Raw genomic sequence first — 25768 nt, forward strand, 5'->3', positions numbered from 1 at the left:
TGTACTTAAACAGCTATGGAAATTGAAGGCAAGATTATGACGGTTATGGAAAGCTGGCCTTTGCAGTTGACAGTGCAGACTCAGACAGCTCTCTATCATGTTGTACTTCGTTCAGACACTCAAATTACTCAGCAGGGAAAAGAGGTCAATCCAGGTAGCTTACGCCCTGATTTACCAGTTAGGATCGGAGGTCAAGTCTCTAGTTCAAATCCTCTGGCTATGAATGCTGAGGCGATCGAGGTTTTGGAATAGCTTTGTTGTATGGTGCAGGTGCGATCGCAATCAGTAGCAGCAAGAGTTCTTGGCCACCAAGGAAAGTTAAACCACGGATCGAGTCTTGTTCTCGGTTGAGATTGCTCCTTCTTCCTTCTTCTCGCTAAGATTTCTGTTTTTCCACACTTCCCAAATCCAACTTAGCCCGCAACTCTTCCTTAATCCGATTTAAAATAGAATCCTCATCCAAAGAAGACAAAATCTTGCTCACCACAGCCTTTGGCCCGTCATCTCCCCAAGAAGCACCATTAGCCAAATAAGCCTTAGTAACTTGACCGATTCCGTAGGAAGAAACCCCCGCGATCGCAGCTTGCGTCACCGCCACAGACAAATAAGGCCCTAAAGCCAGACCCCCCGTCGCCGGCGTCGCCAAACCCAACAATCCCTTCAAAGAACTCAAACCAAAATTAGCCAACAATTCACCCGCAGTAATTCCCCCCATACTAATCGCAATCTTTTGCAGCAATTCCACCGCGCCGGCTTCCGTCATCGCAATGCCGTAAACTTTAGATAAAGTTAATATCATCACCACATCAATTACTGCACCACTAAGAATATCAACTACAGTAATTGGATTAAGTGCGATCGCCACCGCTTTAGTCATTACCCCGTTCCAGATAATTCGATTAGCCGCGTCATCTCGAATTTCCATTTTTCGCTGCACTAACTGCTCGTTAATATCCCCCGCACAGAGCATCGTATTCAGCGCGACCAAAGATTTGCCTTCTCGGTCTAAAATCTCCAAAATCTTTAATTTTAAATCTTGCACTTGTGGCAAACTGCGAGTCATTTGCACGCCCATACTTCCGTCAGGACGGCGCACCGCCCTCGCCGTCAAAGGCGAAGCTGCCGCCATCACAATTTCATCGGGAGACAACAATTCTCTCACGCGGTCATCTCGAATTTTATGATAAATTGCCAGCCTGTCTGCATCAGGATACTGGTCAATTTTATTAAACACTAATAACATCGGTTTTCCGGCTTCCCGCAACTGCGAAAGTGCTGCGTATTCGACCTTTGTAATGTCGCCAGCAACTACAAACAAAATCAAATCTGCTTGTTTAGCAACGCGGCGGGCTAAAAGTTCGCGAGTTTCGCCGTCAACTTCATCTATTCCCGGAGTATCGATTAATTCAACTTGCGACAAACGGTAAATAACTGGCGAAAGTCGTAGCGTAGCGGGGCGTAAGCCATCGGGCAAATTCTCATCAATACCGTCTCCGACATCCCACTGCCCGATGGTCGTCGTGCGAGTCACCCCGTGAGTCGGGCCAGTTTCAAACACATTTTGACCTAGCAGCGCGTTCAAAACCGAAGATTTTCCCCTTCCCACCATCCCAAACACAGCGATTTGCACGCAAGCGCGCTCTAGCTTGTCGAGCATTTTCTCCAACCCGCCAATTTCCGGTTCCAGTCCAGTTCGCTCTTGAAGTGTCAAGTCGAGATTTTCTACTATATCTCGCAGAGCATCTTTAGCGTGGCGCAGGTTGAGTTCTGCCTGAATGTCTGCGAAGCTTAAAATTGTGTCATCTAATTCTCGATCGACATTGGAAAAATCCGAGGCTTCAGTCATTGTTACCTTGTTTTATAGCTTTGTTTTATCTAAATTTGCAACCGATACAATGCCATTGTAGCTGTTTCTGTCGGCTTCGTACAGCCCGCACCAGTTGGCAGCGCCCAAAAATCGGTTTTTGACAATTAGGAAATAACCGCAAGATGTCAATGTTTAATTTCCTGTGGAATCGGCGAGTTGCTAAAGCATCGGCATCTCTTCCTTTGATGCTCGCAACTCCATTTTCCCGCCAACAATCCAGACATCAACAAAAGGAGTCTCTTGCACCCGCACTTCCTTTGTTTCCGTCTCACCACCCTCCACCGCAACCTTCAACTTAACTGTGGATTCCTCCACAGAAATTTCCACGGCATCCGCGAAGGAAATCGTCAAATCCGTACTCACCCCAGACTTACGATAGACTTCCTTTTCATTCACTTCTACAGTCACGGTGTTATTGCTGAAACCGTCGCGAAGTTTGACAGATAAACGCATAGTGGTACTCGCTTGGTATTTGTAAGAGGTAAAAATCTCGGCTTGGGCGCGATCGGGTACGCAGGTAGACCCGATCGCCAAAATTGCCAACAAAATTATCAGGTGTCGAACCAACAACAGACTTATCCTTAATGCTGTGAGGTTTTTGTCGGTAGTGTTTTGTACAAACTAACAAAAATTGCTTTACTTATTTAGTTTAGAATAAAGTAAAGCAATCTTCAGGGTGATTCACCAATTTAATGTTTACTTCTTGTCGGCCGATCGCACTGTCTTGACTTCCATTGCTGAGATTTGGCTCAACGTTTTGTTGACCGCATCCTCATCCCCGCTTTTAGCCTGAACCTCAGCTAAACACGAAAGAGACATCTGTGCCGAAACAGGATCGAGAATCTTGGAATCGGCGACTGCTGTCAGCAACTTGGCGCTTTCCTCCAACTTCGCTGGGCGTACAATCACCCGGTTTTCACGATCGTCCGTGATCGTTTTAAACTCACGGCTAGCGTTGATACCCTGCACCATCCGAACATAGTTTGCCATCGCGTGTTTCGGATATTTTGCTAGAACTTCCTCAAAAGCATCGTTACCGCTTCGCAATGACTCGTCATCCGAACCCAGCAGATAAAGCAAAGAACCCTGTTCGTCGCCCATAAACAGAGCGGCCAGTTCTTCCTCAATTGGCGTCACAGGATAGCGAACGCGAATAGTCAGGATATCCGAGAATACCTCGGAACCGTCCAAAGCTCCATAGACCGCCCGTACCCGGTAATTTCCGGGTTGATCGAAATAGAGTCCGTCTTTGCCATAGCCGATATACGCGCTTTCAGGAATCACATCATCGCGGGCGATCGTACTTTCTCGCTGACCAACTAAATGATCGATTAGCGGTTCATAAGTAACGACTGCGCCGCTAGGCTTGCGAATCACGATTTTGACCAAGCCGCAATTCGGATGCAGCCAAGTATGCACCCGGCGCCCGCCTGCAGACGTCGTTCCCAGCATTAATTCCAGTACCACAGGCTCACCAAGCGCGAAGCTTTTTTGGTTGGTTGAGATCCTGAAAGTCAGTCCCGACTCATCGCGAATTGGATCGGCCATCACTTCCTGACCCAGACCAGAGCCGATAGCAAAGTCGTTTCCACCCACAATAATATTGTTGCGGAACGCATGGCGGAGATGGATGACCTCCTCATTGTCGAACTGAAACGCAAATTGGCTCCAGTAGGTAGCCTCGCCACCCGGCGCTGGGTAATTAAAAGGATAGTTCATCCAAGACAACGCCTGGGGGCGATTCGTACCGGGGGGCGTCGCCAAGGATTTTTGCCACGAGTGCAGCAAGTTAAAACTATGCCCCAGCTCGTGAACGTAGGTATAGAGCTGCAACCGCAGTTTTTCGGCAGTTTCTCCGCCTATACCTTGATGAAATACGGCGCAGCCTTGCCGCTGCTTCCCTTGCTGGTCAAACATGATGCCGAACAGCCCAGGGCCGATGTCGTGGAGTTGAGCAACTACCTGCCAAACAGCCCACTGTGGCAAATCCTGCCACAAGGTGAAGTGTTTCTGCATCGAAGCGTGCAGTTCGGAGTTGCTCCATTTAGCGCCAGCACCAGCTTCATCGATGTTGATGACGTTGTTTCCTGCTGTTGCGATCATCTCGATCCCAGCTTCTGCATAGGAACTGACGACGCTGAGGTTGCGCGCTGGCCCCCCCGACGGCAGCGAGCCGGTGTTGTAGCTGCTGAATACGGGAGTGACAACATCCGAAACCCGGTCTGTTTCGAGTCGCAGACTGCGGAAATAGACAGACTCAAAGGCGCAAATATAAGTTGCTCCGGCGACTCCGCCATTTGTGAAAAATTGTACCGTTGCTGGCGCCTGTGGCTGGAAGATGAACTTTCGCTGGATTGTCACCTCAATTACCGGAGATCCGGCGGCAAAGGTAAAACTTCCGAGGCCCTTGACGACGACTTGAGAGGCTGTCACGGCGATCGTCGGCGCATCGACTATAAAGGAGCCAAAATAGGTGGTTGTACCGCCGCTAATTTGGAAGAAGTCGCCGCTTAACCGCTTCATCGGTCGAGTGCGATCAACGTCTACCCGGAGTTCAAGTTGAAAGCTGCCTAATGTACCGCGGTAGCGCCCGCTGACGGGTCGTTTGGCGATCGGAAATGGGCTCGGTGCGATCGGTAGCGGTGGGATGCTAGGTATTGGTGCGGTTTCGCCCTGGATGGGATGCGTTGGATCGCTAATTCCCGCCTCTATTGCGGCGATCGCGGCGATGTCATCAACTGACATTTCTCCAAACGAAAAATCACTACTGATTACATCGATACTTGTAGGATCTTGCTGAGACATTTTTATTTATCCTTTCATATTGTGATACTCCATATATAAATGGCAGTGTTGGCGAGTGCACAGTCGCTTTTTCGAGTGACACTTATTTGTGCTACACCATTTGAGTGTCACTCATTGAAGCGACAGTGTTGTTGACTGTTTCACTCATGCGTCCGACCCATGTTATGTTTATTTTTACTAAAAATTAACCTCTCTCAGCAAGTAACGTGTAACCAATGACTACCCGGAGCAAAATAGCCACATATCCATTTCTTTTACGCAGCGCAATTTTTCTGTTAATTTTGCTTTCAGTCTGGTTGCCATTAGCAGCACCAATTTATCTCTTAGTTAAAGATAGTAACCTAGCAACTATTCTGACAATGGGATTGTTGTTTACTGAGTTTCTGTTCCTAGTGTCGCGCTGGGGAAAAAAGGTTTACGGACAAACCCAATTACTCAAAAGTTACGGTTTAATCAATACCCGAAAAAACGGTTTTGAGCTTTTAATCGGATTGGCGATCGGGCTTTTGCTCACTTTCAGCTTATTTGCGGTGCAAGGGCTGTTCGGCTTAGTCGCGTGGCAAAATTCTGATAATTTGCCTAGAATCATCGCAGAAGGGCTGTTAAGCGCCCTTGGAGTCGGTTTTGCGGAGGAGTTGGTATTCCGTGGTTGGTTGCTGGACGAGTTGCAGCGGGATTACAATTATAAAATATCTCTGTGGGCCAATAGCCTGGTGTTTGCCCTATCTCATTTTATCAAACCTGTCGCGGCAATGCTGGGGAGTTGGCCGCAGTTTCCGGGGTTGTTGTTGCTGGGTTTGATTCTGGTTTGGGGAAAAAGATCGCGCCAAAATCGCCTCGGTTTGTCGATCGGGCTTCATGCAGGTTTAGTCTGGGGATATTACATGATTAACATCGGGCAGTTAGTGCGATATTCGGCATCTGTTCCCGACTGGGTGACAGGAGTTAACGGCAATCCGCTAGCTGGGGCGATCGGGCTATTGTTTTTGAGTGTCTTGGCCTTGGGAATGCGAAAAATGTCTGAACATTCCAAAGGTTTCGAGTAAGGACGAAGAGTCCTTATTTGCCACAACTTTGAGGACTAAAGTCCTCACTACCGCCCAACTAATTCAAAATTTTATAAACTTATGAAACTCAGCATCTTTGGCACTGCTACACTGTTAATGTATACAGGTTTGTTAGCTCCGGCAAACGCACAAAATACCGCACAAGTCAAGCCCAATAATTCTTTAGTTCAAGTGCAGCCAACGCCAGAACAAGTTCTCAATGCTTGCGTGCAGAATCAGGTTGAAACCCTGCCAAATGCTTTTACCGATGTACCTTCCAATCACTGGGCTTACAAAGCTGTTTTGACAATGTATTATTGCGGGGCTTACCGAGAAGGGATGCCACCTGCTTTAATTAAAGAATCACTGGAATCGGGACCTCCTATTAGAGAAAGTTTGCCTTACCGAGCACCATTTCCCAATTTCCCATTAGAGCCTTTTCCCGTGATTAATTAAAGAATTACTGGAAGCGGGATATCCTACTAGAGGAAGTTTTTATTCCCGATTACCTTTGCCGCATTTCCCATTACCAAGATTTTAAAACTCAGCCCGAACCGTAAACGAATAATCGCCACCTGGTTCTAATTGATAATCCCATTTTTCCAGGAAACGGTGCAGCGGTTCCTGAATCAATGCCCTACCCTGAGAAGGCTCAAGTATCAGTGTTTTTTCTGACGTGAAACGCCACTGAAACTGCCACTCAAAATTGCCCGCAGTCACTTCACCCTCAATCGTGCCTTTTTGCCAAGATTGACCCGTAACCCGGACATATGCAGTTGTTTCAGGCAAACGTCTCGAACTCACCTTTTTGTTTCCGCGTTTGTTTCTGCAATTGTGCGACTATTGTAAAGGCTCATGGCTTTTTCTACTCCTTGGTGCAGACTTAGTTCCACAGCTTCTACAACCAGTTTAAGCACTTTCTCTACTAACTGACTTTCCTCTGAGGAAAATTTTCCTAACACGAAGGAAATGGTATCTTTCTCATTTTTAGCAGCATCGTTTTGAGGTTTGCCGATGCCAATCCGCAAGCGGGGAAATTTGTCTGTGCCTAAATGAGAAATTGTCGATTTCATGCCGTTGTGTCCGCCGGCCGAACCGGCAAGTCGCATTCTCAATTTCCCGATCGGCAAATCCATATCATCGTATACTATTAATACCGACTCTGCAGGTATTTTGTACCAATCCGTCGCCGCCCGAATCGCTTGACCCGACAAATTCATGTAAGTAAGCGGTTTCAGCAAGCGGATTTTCTGTCCCCGCGGCCAGTTTCCCTCGCCAAATATGCCTTGAAATTTGCGATTTTCCGACAGGGAAATCTGCCAAGATTTAGCCAAGGCATCGACAGCATTAAAACCGATGTTGTGTCGGGTGCGATCGTATTTAGGTTCGGGATTGCCCAACCCAACTATTAGCTGGGGAATCACTAACTCCGCTGGTGTTTCCGACTTCTGAGTGTTGTTCATTTAACTGTCTGTGCTATCTTCCTTGGGAGTAGCCGCTGCGAGTTTTTCAGTTTCCGGTTTGCTACTTGCTACTGCTTCTTCTAACTGCTTAGCTTCTCGCGTGAACTCCGACTCAAAATCCCGCGAAGCATCTTGAAAGCCCCGAATTGCCTTTCCCATACTCCGACCGATTTCAGGTAGTTTTTTGGGCCCAAATACCAATAGGGCGATCGTAAAAATAACTGCCATTTCCGGCAAACCAATGCCAAAAATATTCATGGTTTTTCTCCTGCAATCTATTTAATTAGTTACTGTTTAATGAGGGAGCGAGCAACTTGAAAGGGTAAGGGAAAATGGGGCAACTTAACTTTTGCCCTTTCTCCTCTACCCTCAATTTTTACTTTTAGCCTTACTGTTTCGCGCTCAATTTTTAGCGGCCTAAGCTCGACCAATCCATATCCACACTCTCCAGAATCAGCGAAGAGTTGTAGATTTGCAAAATAATCAACAAGAACACGAAAAACAGTCCAATGAAAACGCTCATCAACAGCGTGGTGCCCCAACCCGGAGCGACCTTGCCGTATTCCGAGTTAAGGGGTTTGAGTATATCTCCTAACCAAGTCCGTTGTGCCATAAGTCACCTGCAATGAATCTCTACAGAGAAGTTTGACATATTTTCACCGCTAATTGCGATCGCAATTTCTCAGAAATGCTGCAGGGGGACTCGGAAAATGGGGAGTGGGGGTTGGCAACCATACCGTACAGCGCCTAAAATCACTAGAGTTTCAGACGGATTGTTATTTTTTGTAATATTATAGAGTGGAGCACTCATAATCGATCAAAAATATGGAACCCGCAGCAGTTCTCGGCATTTCACTGGGCGTGTGTCTGGTGGCAATCACCGGATTCTCGATCTACACCGCTTTCGGTCCCCCTTCTAAGGAATTGAGAGATCCTTTTGAAGAACACGAAGACTAAAGAAGAAGGAAGGCACAACACGGATTCGGACACGGATACACTGATGAATTTAAGTGTGTTTCCAGATATCTCTTATTCTCTGTCTCTCCCTCTCTCCCTGGTAGATATTCTTCTAGGGGTGGGAAGGGAGTGATTCTGTGAGGCGATCGCCTGTGTCCTTCTGGTCAATGGTATATTTTTCAGAAATACAGTAAATCTCTATTCCATTTAAGCTAAAAATTATTAGGTTTCAGGCTAAAGCATCATGGGGAATACATTTGGGCATTTATTTCGGATCTCGACATTTGGGGAATCTCACGGCGGCGGTGTCGGAGTAGTAATTGATGGTTGCCCGCCCCTAGTATCGATCGACGCATCGGAAATTCAAGCCGAACTCGATCGCCGCCGCCCCGGCCAAAGCAAAATTACGACACCTCGCAAAGAAGCAGATACCTGCGAAATTCTGTCGGGGGTGTTTGAAGGCAAAACTTTGGGAACGCCGATCGCAATTTTAGTCCGCAATCAAGACACTCGCCCCCAAGATTACGGCGAAATGGCAACAACTTACCGCCCTTCCCACGCTGATGCTACCTACGATGCCAAGTACGGAATTCGTAACTGGCAAGGCGGCGGTCGATCGTCCGCGAGAGAGACAATAGGTAGAGTAGCAGCAGGGGCGATCGCTAAAAAAATTCTTAAACAAGCAGCAGGAGTCGAAATAGTCGGCTACGTCAAACGCATCAAAGACTTAGAATGTGTCGCCGACCCGGACACTGTTACCTTAGAACAAGTAGAAAGCAACATCGTCCGCTGTCCTGATGCCGAATGTGCCGAAAGAATGATTGAACTGATCGAAAAAGTTCGCGATAGCGGAGATTCGATCGGCGGTGTAGTCGAATGCGTCGCCCGCAATGTACCCAAAGGGCTGGGAATGCCCGTATTCGACAAACTAGAAGCCGACTTAGCCAAAGCGATCATGTCCTTGCCCGCCAGCAAAGGTTTTGAAATTGGTTCCGGGTTTGCCGGGACTCTGCTCAAGGGCAGCGAACATAATGATGAATACTATACTGATGATAAGGGTGTAATTCGTACAGTGACGAATCGCTCTGGCGGAATTCAGGGTGGCATTGCTAACGGCGAAAATATCATTTTGCGGGCGGCATTCAAGCCAACTGCGACAATTCGCCAGCAGCAGCGTACAGTTACCCGAGAGGGCGAAGAAACCCTGCTGGCTGCCAAGGGACGGCACGACCCTTGCGTTTTGCCAAGAGCTGTGCCAATGGTGGAAGCGATGGTAGCTTTAGTTTTGTGCGATCATCTGCTGCGCCATCACGGACAATGTGGAACCTTAAAGCCTGAATTTTAAAATGGAAATCAGCTTGTCCTCTGTAGCGGCAACTCCCGTTGATTGCCCTCAACCCTCCGAATCAATAAAAGGTATAGATGATTTTGTAGTACAGTTCTGGGGCGTGCGGGGCAGTGTTCCGACACCCGGACAGGAAACTGTTCGCTACGGCGGCAATACTTCTTGCTTGGAAATGCGAGTCGCGGGCAAACGCTTGATTTTTGACGGCGGAACAGGCTTGCGGATGCTGGGAGACCAGTTGGTGCAAGAAATGCCTGTGCAAGCTTATATGTTTTTTACTCACTATCACTGGGATCACATTCAAGGTTTCCCGCTGTTCGCCCCAGCTTTCATCCGCGGCAATAGCTTTGATATTTATGGGGCGACTCCGCCGGATGGAGATTGCATGAAAAGGCACTTCGTCGAACGGGTGCTCCACTCGAATTCGCCGGTGCCGCTGATGGGTTTGCAGGCAGATTTGAATTTCTACGAACTCAATCACAACCAGACGATGATGCTGGACGATATTGAGATTAGGACGGGTTCTCTGAATCACCCGAATACTGCTATGGGATATCGGGTGACTTGGCAGGGACGATCAGTTGTTTATTGTTCGGATACTGAACATTTTCCCGATCGGCTAGATGAGAATGTCTACAATTTAGCCCTCGACGCTGATGTGCTGATTTACGACGCGATGTACACAGACGAGGAATATCACAACCCCAAGTCTCCGAAGGTGGGTTGGGGACACTCGACTTGGCAGGAAGCGGTGAGAATGGCTAAGGAGGCGCGGGTGAAACGAGTGGTGATTTTTCACCATGATCCGGCTCACACTGACGATTTTCTCGATCGCATCGCCGAAGATGTGCAAATCGCTTTTCCGAAGGCTGTCATGGCCCGCGAGGGTCTTATTTTGCCGATCGGCTTCTGAACCTTCGCCTCTGACGGTCGATCGAACCATCAATCGATCGAACCATAATTGTTATGTGAATATGTGGATCTGGGGCGAAACCAGCTCCACAATTTTTTTTAATACGCAGCAAACTCTTAACTGCATGGTATAATTCTTGCTTGTTAAGTTTTTAGCCAGATTATTTAAGGTTTTTTTTATTCTTCAACCGCGTCCGCAAGACGCCAAGACGTAAGATAATTGGAGGATTGCCAAGGGTGAAAAGGAGACTGTTTTGAATGTCAACAAACACGGGGAGGCGAGGATATCGCACGCCTGAGTGCTAGTCTGAGGCCAGTAGACTTCCAGAAGCCTTGTTACAGATTAATTATTAAGGACAAAAACTGAAGTTATAGCTCGGATCAAATAAAAGCGCGATCGGTTTTTTCGGCTCATGAATATTGACAACTCTCAAAAGCTAATAGCTTTTAGGTACAAACTGAGAAAATTTTCAGCAGTCAATTTGACTAACCAGAAAGAAACGATCGCTCTTGAGTTTGGCAGTAGCTGCGGCAAGCGAATGTTATGACTTGACTATCAAAATGGGAAATTTACGTTTTAGATCTTCAGCACATCAATACAGATGGATTGCCTTAGGCAGTTTTGCTGTAATTATGGGTATTTCAGGCGCCCTGGCCTACCGCCTCGCCCCGCCCCCCGGATTCATGGCTCAAGGCACTCTTACTTCTAATAATCCGCCAGTCAAATTTTCGACCACGGGCACGACAATTCTCAAGCAGGGAGAGCAACTCACCCCGGAGGTTCTCCTAGCAGATAATGTGGTCAAAGCAGTGGCAGATGCAGTTAAGCTGTCGCCCCAGCAAGTTCGACAAAATGCTAGTGTCAAGATTTCTAAGCCGGAACAACCCCTACAAATTGTGGTTGGGTATCGCTCTCTCGATCAGGAGCAAGCAATCCAAACGGCGGATATGTTGATGAAGGGCATGGTTGAAAAAAGCCGCCTGATTAACAGATATCGGTGGCAATCAGTCAATCAGTCGCTCAACCAACGCTTGGCACAAGTCACTCAAGACCTGAAACAAGCTCAGCAAAAACTCGACCAATACGAAAGAGAGCGCGCTCGCCTGTTGCAGCAAATGAAGCTTCAGCAAGACTTTTACAACAAAACTCAGCTTGCAATGGCGGATACGCAAGCGTCGGAAAAAGAAATGGTTAGCAGTTTGGCCGCCGCTACAGTGCCGCAAATTGTGGCGACGCCCACGAGTGATCCGACAGTGCCTCTGATTTTGGGAATTGGCTTGCTGTTGGCAATTTTAGTCAGCCGCGGTTTGATTCCTTCGGTGGCGGATTGGAAGTACAAAGCAGCTTTTCAACGAGAAGAGAGCGAAAGGCTCCAAAGTGCTTTGTACCGACTGATCAAAGAAGGCCGCGGCGAAATAACTCTGGTGCGGTTTGCGATGGAAACGCGGCTATCGCCGGATGTCGCTCAGCGTTTTTTGAACCAACAAGCTGAAGTTTTTAATGCCAATTGCGAAATTAAAGACGACGGCAGCATTTTGTATCACTTCCACATTTAAAGGGCTGGGGGCGATCGCACTTCACAGAAAAATTTAGCCGATCGGGCCCTCACTGCTCGATCGGCTTGTTTTTTTCTTAATAGGACTTATATCCGGTTCGGTCGATCGACTATCCCCCTTTAGGTAGGCGCGGGTTTACGGGATCTATAACTTATACTACTACTACAGCTTTGGGTAAACCCGCCGACGCGAGCTGGCGTGGCCGTGATTTTAGCCGACATGATATTACCCTCAACCCGGTTTCTTAGCTTGTAGGATGCCCCGGAGCTAAAAATTGCTCGATCAACATAGGTGTTGACAGATGTGTTGACTAACGTAGAACACCCGAAGATTGGACAAGTTCGTCCCAGACTGGCTAAGAAATATTTTTTTTGTTCCGCTTGCTTCTTGCTTCAATATAGATATAATCATAAAAAATAAGTAAATATACGGTTGCTTTTTACCGGAGTTAGCGGATTAAGGCGTACTTGATCCATAAATATTTATTAAGGTAGAGCTAAACTCAGTAGAAACGCTGTAGTATAGAGCAATAACCGATTCAGGGAGGTTATGTAGTTTCACATCAGAAACTCGATCGGGCAAAAGCCTGGAATTAAACTCCCCGAATGAAAGCGTACATTTTCATATTGAACTTTTGTAATCACCTAGAGGCTAAATCATGATTTTTGCAATAATTGGTTCTTCTTTCCTAGCTTACTTTTTGCTAATGTCGGTCGCTAATTACGGCGACACTGGAATGTAGATTAGTTAAGGCACTTATGCACCGAGACAGAAGGCAGCAAGCAAAAAAAAGCAGTTTGACAACTTCGATTAAGTCTCAGCTTGGGCCATGTCTGTCGTGTCAGAGTCGTGTCTGATCGGACAAAAAAATGGATGAAGGAGTCGTTAAGTACCGCTGTGACTGGGAAGAAGCAGACCCTGTAGCTGCCCGGAACATAGCAGATTTGATGGACTGGCGCGATCGGCTCCACGCTTGGGGATTAATTGGCGTCTACGAAAATGGCATAGGGTTTGGCAACGTCAGCGTCAGGCTCGGCAATTCTTGCCAATTCGTGATTTCGGGAACCCAGACTGCACACTTGAGAACTCTGGGACCAGAATCATACTGTACTGTTACCGAATTTAACTTAGAACAAAATTTCCTCGGATGCCGGGGCCCCGTACAAGCTTCGTCGGAGTCCCTGACTCACGGGGCCCTGTACCTTCAGAGAGAGGATGTGGGCGGGATAATTCACGTCCATAATCCTAAGCTATGGCAGCAACTGCTGTTTAAGATTCCTACTACTAGAAAAGAAATACCTTACGGCACTCCCCAGATGGCCTTAGAAATGTTTAGACTTTTTGAGGAGGAGAAGTTGGCAGAGCGCCAAATTCTGGCCATGGCCGGTCACGAGGACGGCATTATATGTTTTGGCAGCACCGTGGACGAAGCGGGCCAAGTGCTTTCGGCTGTGATTGGTTACACATGATATCTTGCACTATTCTCAGAAAAAGCTAAGAAACCTGGTTTATTGACAAAAAACCTAGGATTTTACCTGTGTCTATGCCAAAAAACTAAGGTGATGACGTAGATGCCTGATTTGAGTTAGACTGAGCTTTACTCTTGACATCTTGCCGCTGGCTCGATTTAGCCTAATGGGTTCAAAACTTTTGAAGTGCCTCTTGCCTCTGCGGTAAGGGAAAGATATTTTTAAAGAGAAACAAATTATATAACAAAAGCTGAGAGTCATCGTGAATCAAACTAAACTTGTAAGCTCCAAAGAATTGCAATCAGAGGTATCTCGTCTCACCGAAGAGCTGCAAATGCGCGACCAATTGGTGCAGCAGTTGTCTCAAGAACTTTTCAGACTGGTGAAGGGCAATTCTAATTTTGTGCCGGCGCCGGAAGTTTCCGATCGCCACCAAGCTCAAATGCAGGCAATGCGGGAACAACTCCAAGCTGTTGAAGAACAGGTGGGTTTTTATCAGGAACAAATCGCCGAGCGGGATGCTGAGGTTTACCAACTGCGGCAGTCAGTGCAAGAATTGACGGATCGCTCTCGGATGCTGGAACAGGTGGTTCAGGAATTGCCAGGGGTTTACCGCCAGAAGTTTGCCGAGCGCATCGAGCCAATTAAGGAAAAGTTGGATCAATTGCAAAAGGAAAACCGCCAGTTGCACACTGAGTTGCAAAGCGTAACTTACCGTCTCGCTGTGCGGAGCCGCAAGGCTAAGGGCCTGGATCTGCCGAGCGTAGATGAAACGGACGATCGAGGAATTCAAATGCCGAGCTTTGGCAATGTCTAAGGTTTTGATTGTGGCGGGTGGTGAGAAAGATCCGGCCACAAGTCTCAAGGCGGCGATCGCTCAATCTAATCCTTTAAGTGAAGTCAATATCTGTGGGGTTTCTGAACTCTATTCTGGCCCGATCGCTCTGGGTGGGGCGATCGTTTGTCCTTTGACGCTGGATGTGCCAGAAAATCTGGTTTTTCCGGGTCAGGATGTGTATCGATTTTGCCGCAATGTTTCGGCGGCGCGCGATCGAGTGGCTGAGGAGTTGCTTTTTCCCGTCGGCGAGGGCAATTTTTGGCTGCCTGTGGTGTTGACGGCAAAGGGGCCACTGTATGCTGAGGCGATCGGTGCGGAATCTGGCAAGTTGTCTGGCGAGTTGAGTTACTCTCAACCGGTGCATTTGTCGGATGTTTGGCGGCAGCAGTTGTATGAGTTGGCTTACCGCTTGCTGAATCTTTTAAATGCGCCGCCGGCGACTTATTTGATGCAGTTCGGGTTTGTAGGGGAAAGGATTTGTTTCGATCGACTTTGGCCTTTTCCGGCTGCACCTGCGATCGCTTCTGTCGGCGTTCAAGTGCCGGATTTATTTCTTTGTCATTGGTATTGCTTGACAAATAAACCTATTTATGATATAGAAATTAACTGTGCGGTTGCTTGAAGTCTCTTGCAAACTTGAGATTTAAACGCGGGCTCTCATTTTAATCAAGCAACTAAAGCCGGAGTTTCACGGGAGATAATTTGGTCGAAACTGTCGAAAATTTCAAAGAGTTGGTCTAGTTGAGTAATTTCAAAAATTAGCTTGACTGTGGCTGAGAGGTTGCAGATGACGAGGCGGCATCCCCGGTGGCGGGCGGCGTTGAGTCCGCCGACTAAGGCGCAGATCCCGGAACTGTCGATGAAATCTACGGCGGCCATATCTATTACCCAGAGTTTGTGGCGATCAGGCACAATCTCGGCTAGCTGTTGCTGGAGGAGGCTGCCGGCTTGGGAGTCGAGGCAGTTGTGAGGTTGAAGGACGATGGGTTGGTTGAAGTTGGGAAATTCCATAGCAGTTATCCTACGATCGTAAAGTATGAATAAGTGAATTTATTTGCTGACTCTGTTGAGAGACTCAGGGCATTTCAGCGTATGTTTTAGGATGGGCGATCATCGCCATTGTGGGAATCCGTGGGGAGAGCCGTTGTGATAAATTTATTTAGTAGGAAACTGGCTAGCGATCGCGCGGAACGCAACCGCAACAATTGTCTATTCCTCTAGTATGCCTGAAAGGGTAATTTTTAGTTGGACCAGCGATCGCGACAACAGTGTGTTCTTCATCACAGCGAAAGATTGCACTATTGGCTGAATCGAGCCAATATATAAATGTATTGAGCTTTGCAAAAGTTTACGAAGGCAGTATCGAATGTCTTTTGAGTTTTTATCGTTAGAGACTATTCAGCAGTTTGCGCGTGATTACGGCTACTGGGCAGTATTTCTGGGAATTCTGCTGGAAAATCTGGGAGTTCCTCTTCCAGGCGAGACAATTACGATTGCTGGCGGGTTTTTAGCTGGCAGCGGGGAACTGAATTACTGGTTTGTGCTCGGCAGTGCGATCGCTGGTGCTACTTTGGGCGGGAATTTTGGTTATGCGATCGGCAGGTACGGCGGCTGGCCACTGCTGTTGAAGCTGGGACAATTTTTCCGCTTTCGAGAAGAACAACTGTTTGACCTAAAAGAACAGTTTAGCAAAAATGCAGCTAAGGCCGTATTTTTGGGCCGTTTCATCGCATTGCTGCGAATTTTTGCTAGCCCCCTAGCAGGTATTGCAGAAATGCCTTTTTGGAAATTTTCGCTGTTCAATGTTCTGGGTGCTGCAAGCTGGGCATCTGTAATGGTGAGTTTATCCTACTTCTTGGGACAAGTTGTGTCTTTAGAGAAATTGGTAGCTTGGGCTGCTCAATTTGCGGTATTTGCTTTGCTGTTAGCAGTTGCTTGGATTGCAATTCCTATTTGGTTGGAGGCGCGGAGTTTGGACAAGACTAAGTAAGATTAGTGGTTAGACTTTTTGCAAGAGTTCTAGATTTTCTGTTTTTAACCGCAGATACACGCAAATGAACGCAGATATTATCTATTTTTGCAAAAAGTCTAATGATTGGCGATCACCTATTAATAAGTCAGGACTTCTGTCCTCAAAATCATCAAGTTTGTAGCGATAGTTTCTGCCATCAGAATCATCAAGTTTGTAGTGAGTAATTATGTCATGAATAGGGAAAATATTAGTCAACAAAGACTAAAGTCCTTACTACCAAATATTTTTATTGGTAATTAACATAACATCATATAAAAAAGTGGAAGTCTTATCTCCCACAACTGAGGCTTTTGACAGAGCAGATAAATTTGCGGCTTATCGATCGCTATCAATTCTACAAGAATAGGTATTAATCGGTCAACAAGGGATGAATGTGGATTGCTACCGTCGCGATGTGGCCGAACGTTGGGGTTTTTATCCCTACCGTGAGGGGCACTGTCTGGAGTTGGCTAGTATGAATTTTCAGTGTCCAATCTCTGCTGAGTATTAGGATGTTCCTGCATTGAGTTAAATAGTAAGTTTATGGAGCCGACATAGTAAGAGTGTAATGGGTTTCTCTAGCTTGGAACCGCACAACAACAATGTAATAACCAGCTCCCAACTCTTGTTTTTTAATTAGTCCTGGCGTTGAGTTGGAAGCAGATGTATATCCATAGTTTGTTCCAATTACTCCACCTTTTTCTGATGAGTATAAATACATTTCTACTTCGCTAGTTACGCCATCTAAAGATAGACTAATGCTGCTAGGATTGTCTAGTTGAAAACCGTAAAACTTTTCTCGTTTTTTTAAACTAACAATGCCATTTTTGGGAATTGTCTTTTGCTCCAAAAAACCAACATTTTCAACTTGACTTGTATCGTTAACAATTTGAAGTGAGTATTTGGTCTCTCTAGTTTTTAATTTCACAACAACAATGTAGCTACCCTCCTCCAATTGTTTTTTAATCTTTGCTGATTGAGACTTATAAGCAGAGGTATATCCATAATTAGCTTCAATTATTCCTGTGCCATCTTTATCGGAATATAGATACATTTCTACTGTGCTATTCACGTCATCTAAGAACAGGCTTATATTACTGGGATTAGCTATAGTAAAACGGTAACGTATTTCTCGATTATTAGAGCTAAGATTACCAACAAACGGGCAAAAATCCTCCAAAAAACCAAGGTTAACGGTATTGCCATTTTGCTCTGCTTTGCAAGGATTCTGATCGGCAGGAATTTCTACAGGGGAAGGTGGGGGTGATGCTATCGATGAAGTTTCCTTTATAGGGAAAGGATTAAGGGCAGGCGATGGATAAGACTCAGCATTTGATTTAGTAGGAGGAGGTGTTGTTTGTGTTGGAAGTGGAAAACGAAGTGACGAACCTACTATTACCAGTGCTATAATTGCTAATATAACCACACCAAATAAACCAATTACTAATTGCCCCATTTTTTTATCACTACCTTTTTATTTTTTTTATAACGCGTGATTTCATTCAGTAGAATGAGGAGGTGTTGTTTGTGTTGGAAGTGACAAACTGAGTGGTGCAGCTACTATTACCAGTGCTATAATTCCTAATATAACCAGACCAAATAAACCAATTACTAACTTGGTTATATCGTCATCACGATCTTTTGGGATTTTTTGGCTATCGGGTGGATTCAGTCAGTTGAAGTTAATTCCACCATAAACATTCCCATTAATATGAGTTTTCATTTCTTTAATTTCCTCTGCTATCTTCCCAAAGTTCTGGACACTTGGTGGCTGAGACTGAAGTGCATTCGTCAAAGCTTTAACGGCTTCAGCCAGTTTTGCATCTTTACCTACTTCCTTGACTGCTTTAGCGATTTCCGGGTCTTCCGTGGCTTCTTGTAACTCACGAACAGCTTTGCTATAATCTAAGGGCTGCTGTTGAGAGAATTCTATAGCCGTTGCTGTACTTAGTGACTTGCTTTTAAGCAGTGATAGCAACTTATCAGCTTTCTCAACGACTAGCTCACCTAGCTTTTCAGTAGCCTTCTCTGTGGCTGTCTCCGTGGCTTTGACTAATACTAAAGTTGCGATCGCCCCGGCTGTCATTGTTACAGGTTCCATATAAAATTCCTTAGTTTTTTAAACTATAACGACTTAATAGCAGCTTCAACAGTGAGAAAAAGTAATCAAAAAGTAAGATTAGCTCCCTGTTGCGGTACAATCTGTACCAATCCTACCTTAACGCTCCGCTAGTAAGGGACTTTAACACATGACCGTTGACGAAGCCATAACGATCGCAGAAACAGCCCTCAACTACGATCGCCTCAACAAAGTTCAAGAGATAGTGTTTCGTCCATCCTGGGAAGGACGGTCTTATAAAGAAATTGCAGCCAGCACTGAATATGAATATGATTATATCAAATATGCTGGTGCTAAACTATGGAAACTACTTTCAAAAGCACTAGAAGAAAAAGTCAAAAAAGATAATCTCAAGTCTGTCTTAAAGCGATACTTACGGCGAACTCAAGTGAATTTACAGCGAAATCTGACCATCGAAGTCAACCTCAGCGGTGCAAATCTCAGCGGAGCAAACTTAAGTGGAGCTAGATTATTCGCAAACTTAAATGAAGCTGATTATGGTCAAGCTGATTTAGATAAAACAATAAATGCTGATACTGAAACTGAATTATCGGACTCTGAAAACGAAATTAACTGGAATGGTTTTCGCCTTCACTCCGACGCACAAGTGAAAATTGCCGAAATACTCGATCGCACTTCCACCCTCTTCATCCCCAACTCCCAACTCCGACTCGCAACACCCGCAGGGAGACAAAACCAACAAGCTGACTTTCTGATATTCCACCAAAACAAGCTAGGGATACTGAAAATTGACAGTGGATCATCCCATCAAAGCGCAACAGAAGATGAAATGTGCCAGCTTTTCATAGATTCTGGCATCAGTCTTGTCAAACATTACCATGCTACCCGATGCAGCGAACAACCGGATATAGTTGTGCAGGATTTTTTGGAAATATTGAGCCAGGTACAAGCCTGATAAGGTGTTTTTTATTTAAACTGTGATACAAACATTACCTTGGTTTTTGATATTTTCTCCCTTTAATAATTGACTATCCTTCATTTCAGAGTTGATGTAATAAATAGTATAGCTCTTCAATTAATTTAAACGTTAGGCGTAAAATTTTACACTAATTCACGTAAATAATTTTGAACTATAACGTATTGAAAGGCACAATAGCTTATTTCACTTTCATTTAAAATTGTAGCAACGAGTCATCTGTTGTGAATTCCTTTTTCTCTTTCTTCCTCTGTCTGCTCTGCGTCCTCTGCGGTTACTTTCAAAATTATAAATTTAACCGCAGATATACACAGATGAAGGCAGATTGAGATTGTCTGTTATTGCACAAAGCAAAGCTAAGCAATCTTCAGCCCCTGCGATTGCTTCTTACTAATTACCCATTACCCATTATCCATGATCAATTCTCCTTTCCCCTCAATCACTTCCCCGATCGCCCAAGCACCAATTCCCTGAGAGTCAAACCATTTAACAGCCTGTTCTACTTCCCTGGAATCGAGCAACAGCACAAACCCAATCCCCATATTAAAAGTATTGAACATATCTGCTGTGGCAACTTGGCCCGCTTCAGCAATCCATTGGAAAATTGGCAAATTTGGCCAGCTATTGCTGTCAATTCTGACAGATTGATTAACTCCCAAACAGCGGGGCAAATTTTCCGGCAAACCGCCGCCCGTAATGTGAGCCATGCCGTGAATTTCTAGACCGCTCTTAATTGCTTCGAGGACTGGTTTAACATAAATTTTAGTCGGAGTTAGCAGCACTTCTCCTAAAGTTTTGCCACCTAACTTTTCGGGTTGGGAATGCCAGTCAAAACCCCGATCGCCTGCAATTTTTCTCACCAAACTAAAACCGTTGCTGTGCACGCCCGAACTTGCGAGCCCCACAGCCACATCTCCCACCTGCACCCGCGAACCGTCCAACAATTTGCTCTTTTCGACAATTCCCACACAAAACCCCGCCAAATCGTACTCACCCGCTTGGTAAAAACCGGGCATTTCTGCCGTTTCCCCTCCGAGCAAAGCACAGCCCGCTTGCTTGCAACCGTCAGCAATGCCGGCCACCACCGCAGCTAATTGTTCGGGATTTAACTTTCCCGTGGCTAAATAATCGAGAAAAAAGAGGGGTTCGGCCCCGGATGTCAGCACGTCGTTGACGCACATCGCCACCAAGTCGATACCTACCGTGTCGTGCCGATCGAGATTGTGGGCCAATTTCAACTTAGTCCCAACACCGTCAGTACCCGAAACCATCACCGGCTCTTTTAAACCCTCCGGGACGCTGAAAAAACCGCTAAACCCGCCGAATCCGCCCAAAACACCCGATCGGTGCGTGCTCTTAACCATACTCCCGATGCGCGAGACAAAAGCTCTGCCCGCCTCAACATCCACACCTGCTTCTCGATAATCCATAAGTCCGCCAAATCGATTTCTTCTAATTTTTAGTTTATTCCCATAACAGTTGACAAACAGCTTTTTTCACACTAGCCATTCGGCAGCCCACAAAATACACTAAATTTTTGTAAATTTTTGTAAATTTTTCCGTAATGACTGAAACGGCTGTAAGCACTGGAACTAAAGGATTTTATGATAGAGGGTTTTGAGAAAATTTGATGGAGATTTGGTGAAAATCGCGATCGCAGCGATCCCCAACCACAAAAGTTTGTGGTAGTCTGTTGCAGTTCGTGAACAAAACACAAATTGCGGATCGAGTACGAGTTGTCAAGTGTCAGGGAAGTTTCCGCCATTTTTTTTTGCGGAAGCATTAAAGCAAAAACGCACCCGGATACTTTGCTTTGACTCACGGGGGAATGGCGAAGGGCAAGAGAGAAATCCTTGACGCCCGCCGCCAAATGGCCAATCCTCCAATCTCGGTTGGCAATGGCTATTCACAAAAATGGACGTATGAAGGAAAAATTTGTTGGTGGTCTACTCGCTGTCCTGTTAGTTCCTGTGGTAGGAACGGCATCCTCTTGTCACGCACAAGCAACAGGTGCCGACAAGCAAAACTCTCAGGTTTCCGAGCAAGTAATTGCCACCCAACCGTCCCGGCAGTTAAACGCTACTCGGGTCGAAGCGCAAAAAGTCGGACAGTATCAGTATCAAGCAAGAGCTGAAATTGCCCGAGACGCCATCGCCAAAATTCAGCCCCACGACTTAGGCGGGCGACAAGCAGCGACAGTCTACGTGCGAAACATTCCAGTCATCACCTTTCTGAACGCGAATCCGGAAACAAACACGCCTTTGAGAGAAACTGGCAATAGCCAAGCCAGTGCTAGCAGTCCGTCAAAAGTAGCGGGCGCAAAAGAAAATCCCAAAGTCGGAAACATTGCCAGCAACGACCGCATCCAAGAACCCGATCCAGTTTGGCGGGCATCAAGCTTAGCAGCAAGACTCAATCAGCTAGCCCGCAACAACATCGATCCGAACAGCATTACCGTTAAGTGGGAAAAAGGCGATCGCTACATTATCCAGGCAAACGGCGAGGACTTGGTAAACATCAACGCCGAAACCATCCTCCCCGACACCACCAGCGACTTTAGCCGAGACGCCCTGCAAGCAACCAATCGCCTCCGCCGACTTCTGGGCAACGCCGCACCCCTGGAAGAAGTCGCAGGCCAACCCCAACCAGAACCCCCCGTGCTGTCTATGGGCCCAGTTCAAGTGCGCCTCAGCGGCTGGGCTTCCTGGTACGGCCCAGGATTTAACGGCAACCTCAGCGCCAGCGGCGAGCGTTTCAACCAAAATGATTTGACCGCAGCCCACCCAAATTTGCCTTTTGGAACGAGAGTCATGGTGAGAAATCTCGACAACGGCCGTACCGTAGTCGTCCGCATTAATGACCGCGGCCCCTATGTGGGCGATCGGCTCATTGACTTGTCCGCCGGCGCCGCCAGCGTACTGGGAATGATCAGCAGTGGCGTTGCCAGAGTGGAAATCGAAGTGATCGAACCGCCGCAGCAAACAACTGTTGGACGCTGAAGGCTACTCTCAGGCAGAATACAAAAGTTATCCGAAGTGTAGAAGGCAGAAAGTAGAATAAAACTGACATCTTGCACCATTATTTGTGGAAGAGGCCCGAAAGCCTGTTCTTGAGGATGGTGCAAGATGTCAAGTCGAACAAATTCTGACAAATAAACTCTGCATTCTGCCGAATGCCTTCAGGAGATTCTACCGGTGCGCCTGTTTACTACCATTGCAGCACTTCGCTGCTACTTAAATTTACAAAAGTCTGCTGCACCTCATTTGACAGTCGGTTTGGTGCCGACGATGGGAGCTTTGCACGCAGGGCATCTGAGCTTGATCCAGCGGGCAAGGCAAGAAAATGCGATCGCCCTGGTTAGCATTTTTGTCAACCCGCTGCAATTTGGGCCGACAGAAGATTTTCAAGATTATCCTCGGAATTTCGAGCAAGACCGAGTGTTGTGCGAACAAGCTGGGGTTGATGCCATATTTGCTCCCTCAGCAACTGAAATGTTCGGCAACCAAGCGGTCGAGCGCACAGAAACAGAGCAAACCGCCCAAAAACAGATAGAGATTCACCTTTCATCCTTAACTCAAGTAGTGCCGCCACCAGCGATGACATCGGTTTTGTGCGGCAAAGCAAGGCCCGGTCATTTTCAGGGAGTCGCGGCAATTGTTACTAAACTTTTGAGTTTGGTGCAGCCGACAAAAGCTTATTTCGGTCAAAAAGACGCCCAGCAGCTAGCAATTATTCGGAAGCTGGTCTTGGATTTTAACTTGCCTGTAGAGATTGTCGCTTGTCCGATCGTCCGCGAAGAGTCGGGACTGGCAATGAGTTCTCGCAATCAGTATTTAACAGCAGAGCAAAAACAGCAAGCCTCCGTACTCTACCGCGCGCTGCAACAAGCCTCGGAAACTTTTTCTTCAGGCGACCGCACCGCAGCAGCCACACTCGCAGCAGCCCGCGCAGCAGTCGCAGAAGAACCCGCAGTAAAGCTCGAATACGCCGAACTCGTCGATCCCGACACTTTGACGCCCTTGCAGGTTGTGGAAACAGCGGGACTTTTAGCCGTGGCAGCCAGAGTCGGCTCTACTCGCTTGATTGACAATATAATTCTCAGGAACCGCCGACCAATTGTGGCGATCGACGGCCCGGCGGGGGCCGGCAAATCTACCGTAACTCGCCTTGCAGCAACAGCTTTGAACTTGTTTTATCTGGATACCGGCGCGATGTATCGGGCGCTGACTTGGCTGGCATTGAAAACAGACACGCCGATTTCCGACGAATGCGCGATCGCCGAATTAATCAGTTCCAGTTATTTGGAATACAACCTCGATCCCGCATCAAAGATGTTGAAGATTAACGGCGAAGACGTAACCGAGGCAATTCGCAGTTTGGAAGTGACATCCCGCGTCTCGGAAATGGCGGCGATTCCCGCGGTGCGACAGTTTCTGCTGGAGGAACAGCGGCGCTGCGGCACAAAAGGCGGAATTATAGCAGAAGGTCGTGATATCGGCACTAACGTGTTTCCCGATGCGGAACTGAAGATTTTTTTGACGGCTTCGGTACAAGAGCGATCGCGCAGGCGGCTGTTAGAGCTTAAAGATACCGATCGGGCTAATATTAGCTTGACCCAATTGGAACAAGACATCGCCCTGCGGGACGAAAAGGACAGCACCCGCGAGGTTGCACCTTTGCGTAAAGCGGCCGATGCTGTGGAAATTCAAACAGACAATCTGACTGTTGCTGAAGTTATCGATCGGATTGTCGGCTTGTACAACGAGAGAATCGGCCATAAAAGTTAATTTTACGACGCTGGGGGCGCGCGATCGCCCTCATATCAAATCCGGTTAACCTCACATCTTGCACTATTATCAAGAACAGGCAAGATGCCTGTTCCACAAAGAGTAGATTTTCTTGTGGAACAGGCATCTTGCATGTTCCTAAACAGCTTATTGACAATAGGGCAACATCTCAGGTTAACCTCACATCTTGCACTATTATCAAGAACAGGCAAGATGCCTGTTCCACAAAGAGTGAATTTTCTTGTGGAACAGGCATCTTGCCTGTTCCTAAACAGCTTATTGACAATACTGCAACATCTCAGGTTAAACCAACTTGCAGTGTCGGTAGAGACGCGGGCCGATGCTGGCTGAGTCCCTAAGAATATCGTGCCATTAATCCGAGAGCACCGTCCCCCTGACTGGGGAAAAAGTTCAACCATCCCGCGTTTTCATGGGTTAGGGGATTTCTGGCGCACAAATCTTAAATTTTTTTATCCGGACGGACTTCCCCACGATCGGTTATTTCCAGTAGCATTTTTACGGACTGTCCAATTTAAGATTATCCTCTTAAGTGGATTAACTTGATATCAACATAAAATCTCAAATTAACTGTACAACGTGTGAAGGAGAGAATGACGTGAAAAAATTGAAACTGCTGTGGAGGCGGCGAAAAACTTTAATCGTTGCTTTTATGGCAGCAACAGGAAGTTTTTTGCTGGGTGTGACATGGCCGATTAACTTGCGGGCCAGTCAGCCATTGCAACCGATTCAGGCGCAAGTCTTGGCCGTATCCCAGTCCCAAGAACAACCGCCGATGTCCAATATTAATAAGTTCTCCGAGGCGATCGCCAATCGAGTAGAATTTTCCCAACAGTCTCTAGCCCAAGTGCAGGCAATCCGATTTCAATCAGCCGTACCGGATCAGTTTCAAGGTACAACCATTCGTCACGCGAAACTCAACTCCCAGCACAAGGCGATCGCCCTGACATTTGACGACGGCCCCTGGCCGAAAACAACTACACAAATCTTAGATATTCTCAAGGAAAATAATATTAAGGCTACATTCTTCTGGGTAGGAAAATACCTGAAAAATTCTCCCGAAATTGGCCAACAGGTCGCAGCAGCCGGTCACGCGATCGGCAATCACACTTGGAACCATGAATACCTTCAGTATAACGAAGACGGTGCCGCTCGCGAGATCGATCGCACTTCATCCTTAATTGAGGACTTGACCGGCATCCAAACATCGATGTTCCGCCCGCCAGGAGGCATTTTAAACAATGGATTGACAGCTTACGCTCAAAAGAAAAATTATGCAGTTGTGATGTGGTCTGCTGATTCTTTTGATTGGCGCACCCTTACGGAATCTTTGATAGACAACGTGATGAGGCAGGCAAATTCTGGCGGCATTGTGCTGATGCACGACGGCGGCGGCAATCGAGCCAGAACTGTAAAAGCTTTACCTGATATTATTGCTCGATTGAGAAATGAAGGGTACAGTTTCGTAACAGTTCCCGAGTTATTGCAGATGCAAGAACAAGACTTACAACAACAGGAAACAGCACAAAAATAAAAATTTGGAAAAGTGGGACTTTACACCCCGCATTCCGCAGATATTTAAGCAGAGGTAAAGCAAGATAGATTCGGCAACAATAAACTCCCAAACGATTGCCGTG

26 protein-coding genes are annotated in these 25768 nt (G+C 46.7%); 15 read left to right on the forward strand and 11 right to left on the reverse strand.

Translation table 11 applies throughout. From position 1 onward, the window contains the following. Positions 1–15 precede the first annotated feature (15 nt). Positions 16–252, forward strand: a complete 237-nt coding sequence (locus tag QUA70_RS20080) for a hypothetical protein (protein WP_333324409.1) — start codon at positions 16–18, stop codon at positions 250–252. A gap of 124 nt (positions 253–376) precedes the next feature. Here QUA70_RS20080 and QUA70_RS20085 read toward each other — a convergent pair whose 3' ends face one another. The 3 genes from QUA70_RS20085 to QUA70_RS20095 form a co-directional block, all read right to left on the reverse strand. Further along, entirely contained in the window at positions 377–1846 is a 1470-nt protein-coding gene (locus QUA70_RS20085) for a GTP-binding protein (RefSeq protein ID WP_333349422.1), read from the reverse strand. Between the two features lie 180 nt (positions 1847–2026). Continuing rightward, positions 2027–2437 carry a hypothetical protein gene (locus tag QUA70_RS20090; protein ID WP_333410641.1) on the reverse strand — a complete coding sequence of 137 codons (411 nt, stop codon included), beginning with the start codon at positions 2435–2437 and terminating at the stop codon, positions 2027–2029. Positions 2438–2563: 126 nt separating this feature from the next. After that, entirely contained in the window at positions 2564–4672 is a 2109-nt protein-coding gene (locus QUA70_RS20095; RefSeq protein WP_333349426.1) for a hypothetical protein, read from the reverse strand. A 215-nt stretch (positions 4673–4887) separates the two neighbouring features. Here QUA70_RS20095 and QUA70_RS20100 point away from each other — a divergent pair, with 215 nt between their 5' ends. Further along, positions 4888–5718: a type II CAAX endopeptidase family protein gene (locus QUA70_RS20100; RefSeq protein WP_333349428.1), complete on the forward strand. Its 831-nt coding sequence runs from the start codon at positions 4888–4890 to the stop codon at positions 5716–5718. Positions 5719–5799: 81 nt separating this feature from the next. Continuing rightward, on the forward strand, positions 5800–6174 hold the full coding sequence (locus QUA70_RS20105) for an S-layer protein (RefSeq protein WP_333349430.1): 375 nt from the start codon (positions 5800–5802) through the stop codon (positions 6172–6174). 81 nt (positions 6175–6255) lie between these two features. Here the strand turns inward: QUA70_RS20105 and QUA70_RS20110 are convergent, their stop codons facing one another. From QUA70_RS20110 to psbH, 4 genes are all read right to left on the reverse strand, one after another. Then, positions 6256–6522 carry a DUF3146 family protein gene (locus QUA70_RS20110; RefSeq protein WP_332958583.1) on the reverse strand — a complete coding sequence of 89 codons (267 nt, stop codon included), beginning with the start codon at positions 6520–6522 and terminating at the stop codon, positions 6256–6258. Then, positions 6519–7181: an aminoacyl-tRNA hydrolase gene (gene pth / locus QUA70_RS20115; protein WP_333349432.1), complete on the reverse strand. Its 663-nt coding sequence runs from the start codon at positions 7179–7181 to the stop codon at positions 6519–6521. The genes QUA70_RS20110 and pth overlap by 4 nt, the downstream gene beginning before the upstream one ends. Then, the gene (locus QUA70_RS20120) at positions 7182–7439 is read right to left on the reverse strand and encodes a TatA/E family twin arginine-targeting protein translocase (protein WP_333349434.1); all 258 of its coding nucleotides are present in this window, start codon (positions 7437–7439) and stop codon (positions 7182–7184) included. Positions 7440–7590: 151 nt separating this feature from the next. Beyond that, positions 7591–7794 (reverse strand): photosystem II reaction center phosphoprotein PsbH, encoded by a 204-nt coding sequence (gene psbH / locus QUA70_RS20125; RefSeq protein WP_015176007.1) that lies wholly within the window; start codon positions 7792–7794, stop codon positions 7591–7593. A 212-nt stretch (positions 7795–8006) separates the two neighbouring features. Here psbH and psbN point away from each other — a divergent pair, with 212 nt between their 5' ends. From psbN to QUA70_RS20160, 7 genes are all read left to right on the forward strand, one after another. After that, on the forward strand, positions 8007–8138 hold the full coding sequence (psbN, locus tag QUA70_RS20130; protein ID WP_006633693.1) for a photosystem II reaction center protein PsbN: 132 nt from the start codon (positions 8007–8009) through the stop codon (positions 8136–8138). 244 nt (positions 8139–8382) lie between these two features. Continuing rightward, a complete protein-coding gene (aroC, locus tag QUA70_RS20135; RefSeq protein WP_190659307.1) occupies positions 8383–9483 on the forward strand; it encodes a chorismate synthase in 1101 nt (366 codons plus the stop codon). 1 nt (position 9484) lies between these two features. Beyond that, positions 9485–10396 (forward strand): MBL fold metallo-hydrolase, encoded by a 912-nt coding sequence (locus QUA70_RS20140; protein WP_333163148.1) that lies wholly within the window; start codon positions 9485–9487, stop codon positions 10394–10396. Positions 10397–11028: 632 nt separating this feature from the next. Continuing rightward, the gene (locus tag QUA70_RS20145) at positions 11029–11952 is read left to right on the forward strand and encodes a hypothetical protein (RefSeq protein WP_333311473.1); all 924 of its coding nucleotides are present in this window, start codon (positions 11029–11031) and stop codon (positions 11950–11952) included. A gap of 869 nt (positions 11953–12821) precedes the next feature. Next, on the forward strand, positions 12822–13421 hold the full coding sequence (locus QUA70_RS20150; RefSeq protein ID WP_333349436.1) for a class II aldolase/adducin family protein: 600 nt from the start codon (positions 12822–12824) through the stop codon (positions 13419–13421). Between the two features lie 262 nt (positions 13422–13683). Then, positions 13684–14238 carry an Npun_F5560 family protein gene (locus tag QUA70_RS20155; RefSeq protein ID WP_333349438.1) on the forward strand — a complete coding sequence of 185 codons (555 nt, stop codon included), beginning with the start codon at positions 13684–13686 and terminating at the stop codon, positions 14236–14238. Next, complete coding sequence (locus QUA70_RS20160) at positions 14231–14881, forward strand: hypothetical protein (protein ID WP_333349440.1); 651 nt, start codon at positions 14231–14233, stop codon at positions 14879–14881. Before QUA70_RS20155 ends, QUA70_RS20160 begins: the two co-directional genes overlap by 8 nt. 44 nt (positions 14882–14925) lie before the next feature. On the opposite strand, the gene QUA70_RS20165 is transcribed toward QUA70_RS20160, so the two are convergent. After that, positions 14926–15270, reverse strand: a complete 345-nt coding sequence (locus QUA70_RS20165; protein ID WP_333349442.1) for an STAS domain-containing protein — start codon at positions 15268–15270, stop codon at positions 14926–14928. 355 nt (positions 15271–15625) lie between these two features. On the opposite strand from QUA70_RS20165, the gene QUA70_RS20170 reads away from it, so the two are divergent. Further along, positions 15626–16249, forward strand: coding sequence for a DedA family protein (locus QUA70_RS20170; protein WP_333295025.1), 624 nt, complete (start codon positions 15626–15628; stop codon positions 16247–16249). Between the two features lie 562 nt (positions 16250–16811). Here QUA70_RS20170 and QUA70_RS20175 read toward each other — a convergent pair. Together QUA70_RS20175 and QUA70_RS20180 are read right to left on the reverse strand one after the other, a co-directional pair. Next, positions 16812–17726, reverse strand: a complete 915-nt coding sequence (locus QUA70_RS20175) for a PPC domain-containing protein (RefSeq protein WP_333349444.1) — start codon at positions 17724–17726, stop codon at positions 16812–16814. A 216-nt stretch (positions 17727–17942) separates the two neighbouring features. After that, a complete protein-coding gene (locus QUA70_RS20180; protein WP_333349446.1) occupies positions 17943–18371 on the reverse strand; it encodes a hypothetical protein in 429 nt (142 codons plus the stop codon). 148 nt (positions 18372–18519) lie between these two features. On the opposite strand from QUA70_RS20180, the gene QUA70_RS20185 reads away from it, so the two are divergent. Beyond that, a complete protein-coding gene (locus tag QUA70_RS20185) occupies positions 18520–19305 on the forward strand; it encodes a pentapeptide repeat-containing protein (protein ID WP_333349448.1) in 786 nt (261 codons plus the stop codon). A gap of 422 nt (positions 19306–19727) precedes the next feature. On the opposite strand, the gene purM is transcribed toward QUA70_RS20185, so the two are convergent. Then, positions 19728–20756 carry a phosphoribosylformylglycinamidine cyclo-ligase gene (purM, locus tag QUA70_RS20190; protein WP_333349449.1) on the reverse strand — a complete coding sequence of 343 codons (1029 nt, stop codon included), beginning with the start codon at positions 20754–20756 and terminating at the stop codon, positions 19728–19730. 468 nt (positions 20757–21224) lie between these two features. Here purM and QUA70_RS20195 point away from each other — a divergent pair, with 468 nt between their 5' ends. From QUA70_RS20195 to QUA70_RS20205, 3 genes are all read left to right on the forward strand, one after another. Continuing rightward, on the forward strand, positions 21225–22325 hold the full coding sequence (locus QUA70_RS20195) for a septal ring lytic transglycosylase RlpA family protein (protein ID WP_333410642.1): 1101 nt from the start codon (positions 21225–21227) through the stop codon (positions 22323–22325). Positions 22326–22520: 195 nt separating this feature from the next. Then, a complete protein-coding gene (locus tag QUA70_RS20200) occupies positions 22521–24113 on the forward strand; it encodes a bifunctional pantoate--beta-alanine ligase/(d)CMP kinase (protein ID WP_333349453.1) in 1593 nt (530 codons plus the stop codon). A 616-nt stretch (positions 24114–24729) separates the two neighbouring features. Then, positions 24730–25665: a polysaccharide deacetylase family protein gene (locus QUA70_RS20205; RefSeq protein ID WP_333349455.1), complete on the forward strand. Its 936-nt coding sequence runs from the start codon at positions 24730–24732 to the stop codon at positions 25663–25665. Positions 25666–25768 lie beyond the last annotated feature (103 nt).

The sequence above is a fragment of the Microcoleus sp. LAD1_D5 genome (genome assembly GCF_036702115.1).
GTDB lineage: Bacteria > Cyanobacteriota > Cyanobacteriia > Cyanobacteriales > Microcoleaceae > Microcoleus.

What these genes read in the sequence shown, in the direction of transcription:
- QUA70_RS20080 (WP_333324409.1), top strand. Translation starts at nt 16, where the DNA reads ATGGAAATTGAAGGCAAGATTATGACGGTTATGGAAAGCTGGCCTTTG.
- QUA70_RS20085 (WP_333349422.1), bottom strand. Translation starts at nt 1,846, where the DNA reads ATGACTGAAGCCTCGGATTTTTCCAATGTCGATCGAGAATTAGATGAC.
- QUA70_RS20095 (WP_333349426.1), bottom strand. Translation starts at nt 4,672, where the DNA reads ATGTCTCAGCAAGATCCTACAAGTATCGATGTAATCAGTAGTGATTTT.
- QUA70_RS20100 (WP_333349428.1), top strand. Translation starts at nt 4,888, where the DNA reads ATGACTACCCGGAGCAAAATAGCCACATATCCATTTCTTTTACGCAGC.
- QUA70_RS20105 (WP_333349430.1), top strand. Translation starts at nt 5,800, where the DNA reads ATGAAACTCAGCATCTTTGGCACTGCTACACTGTTAATGTATACAGGT.
- pth (WP_333349432.1), bottom strand. Translation starts at nt 7,181, where the DNA reads ATGAACAACACTCAGAAGTCGGAAACACCAGCGGAGTTAGTGATTCCC.
- QUA70_RS20120 (WP_333349434.1), bottom strand. Translation starts at nt 7,439, where the DNA reads ATGAATATTTTTGGCATTGGTTTGCCGGAAATGGCAGTTATTTTTACG.
- psbH (WP_015176007.1), bottom strand. Translation starts at nt 7,794, where the DNA reads ATGGCACAACGGACTTGGTTAGGAGATATACTCAAACCCCTTAACTCG.
- psbN (WP_006633693.1), top strand. Translation starts at nt 8,007, where the DNA reads ATGGAACCCGCAGCAGTTCTCGGCATTTCACTGGGCGTGTGTCTGGTG.
- aroC (WP_190659307.1), top strand. Translation starts at nt 8,383, where the DNA reads ATGGGGAATACATTTGGGCATTTATTTCGGATCTCGACATTTGGGGAA.
- QUA70_RS20140 (WP_333163148.1), top strand. Translation starts at nt 9,485, where the DNA reads ATGGAAATCAGCTTGTCCTCTGTAGCGGCAACTCCCGTTGATTGCCCT.
- QUA70_RS20145 (WP_333311473.1), top strand. Translation starts at nt 11,029, where the DNA reads ATGGGTATTTCAGGCGCCCTGGCCTACCGCCTCGCCCCGCCCCCCGGA.
- QUA70_RS20150 (WP_333349436.1), top strand. Translation starts at nt 12,822, where the DNA reads ATGGATGAAGGAGTCGTTAAGTACCGCTGTGACTGGGAAGAAGCAGAC.
- QUA70_RS20160 (WP_333349440.1), top strand. Translation starts at nt 14,231, where the DNA reads ATGTCTAAGGTTTTGATTGTGGCGGGTGGTGAGAAAGATCCGGCCACA.
- QUA70_RS20165 (WP_333349442.1), bottom strand. Translation starts at nt 15,270, where the DNA reads ATGGAATTTCCCAACTTCAACCAACCCATCGTCCTTCAACCTCACAAC.
- QUA70_RS20170 (WP_333295025.1), top strand. Translation starts at nt 15,626, where the DNA reads ATGTCTTTTGAGTTTTTATCGTTAGAGACTATTCAGCAGTTTGCGCGT.
- QUA70_RS20175 (WP_333349444.1), bottom strand. Translation starts at nt 17,726, where the DNA reads ATGGGGCAATTAGTAATTGGTTTATTTGGTGTGGTTATATTAGCAATT.
- QUA70_RS20180 (WP_333349446.1), bottom strand. Translation starts at nt 18,371, where the DNA reads ATGGAACCTGTAACAATGACAGCCGGGGCGATCGCAACTTTAGTATTA.
- QUA70_RS20185 (WP_333349448.1), top strand. Translation starts at nt 18,520, where the DNA reads ATGACCGTTGACGAAGCCATAACGATCGCAGAAACAGCCCTCAACTAC.
- purM (WP_333349449.1), bottom strand. Translation starts at nt 20,756, where the DNA reads ATGGATTATCGAGAAGCAGGTGTGGATGTTGAGGCGGGCAGAGCTTTT.
- QUA70_RS20195 (WP_333410642.1), top strand. Translation starts at nt 21,225, where the DNA reads ATGGCTATTCACAAAAATGGACGTATGAAGGAAAAATTTGTTGGTGGT.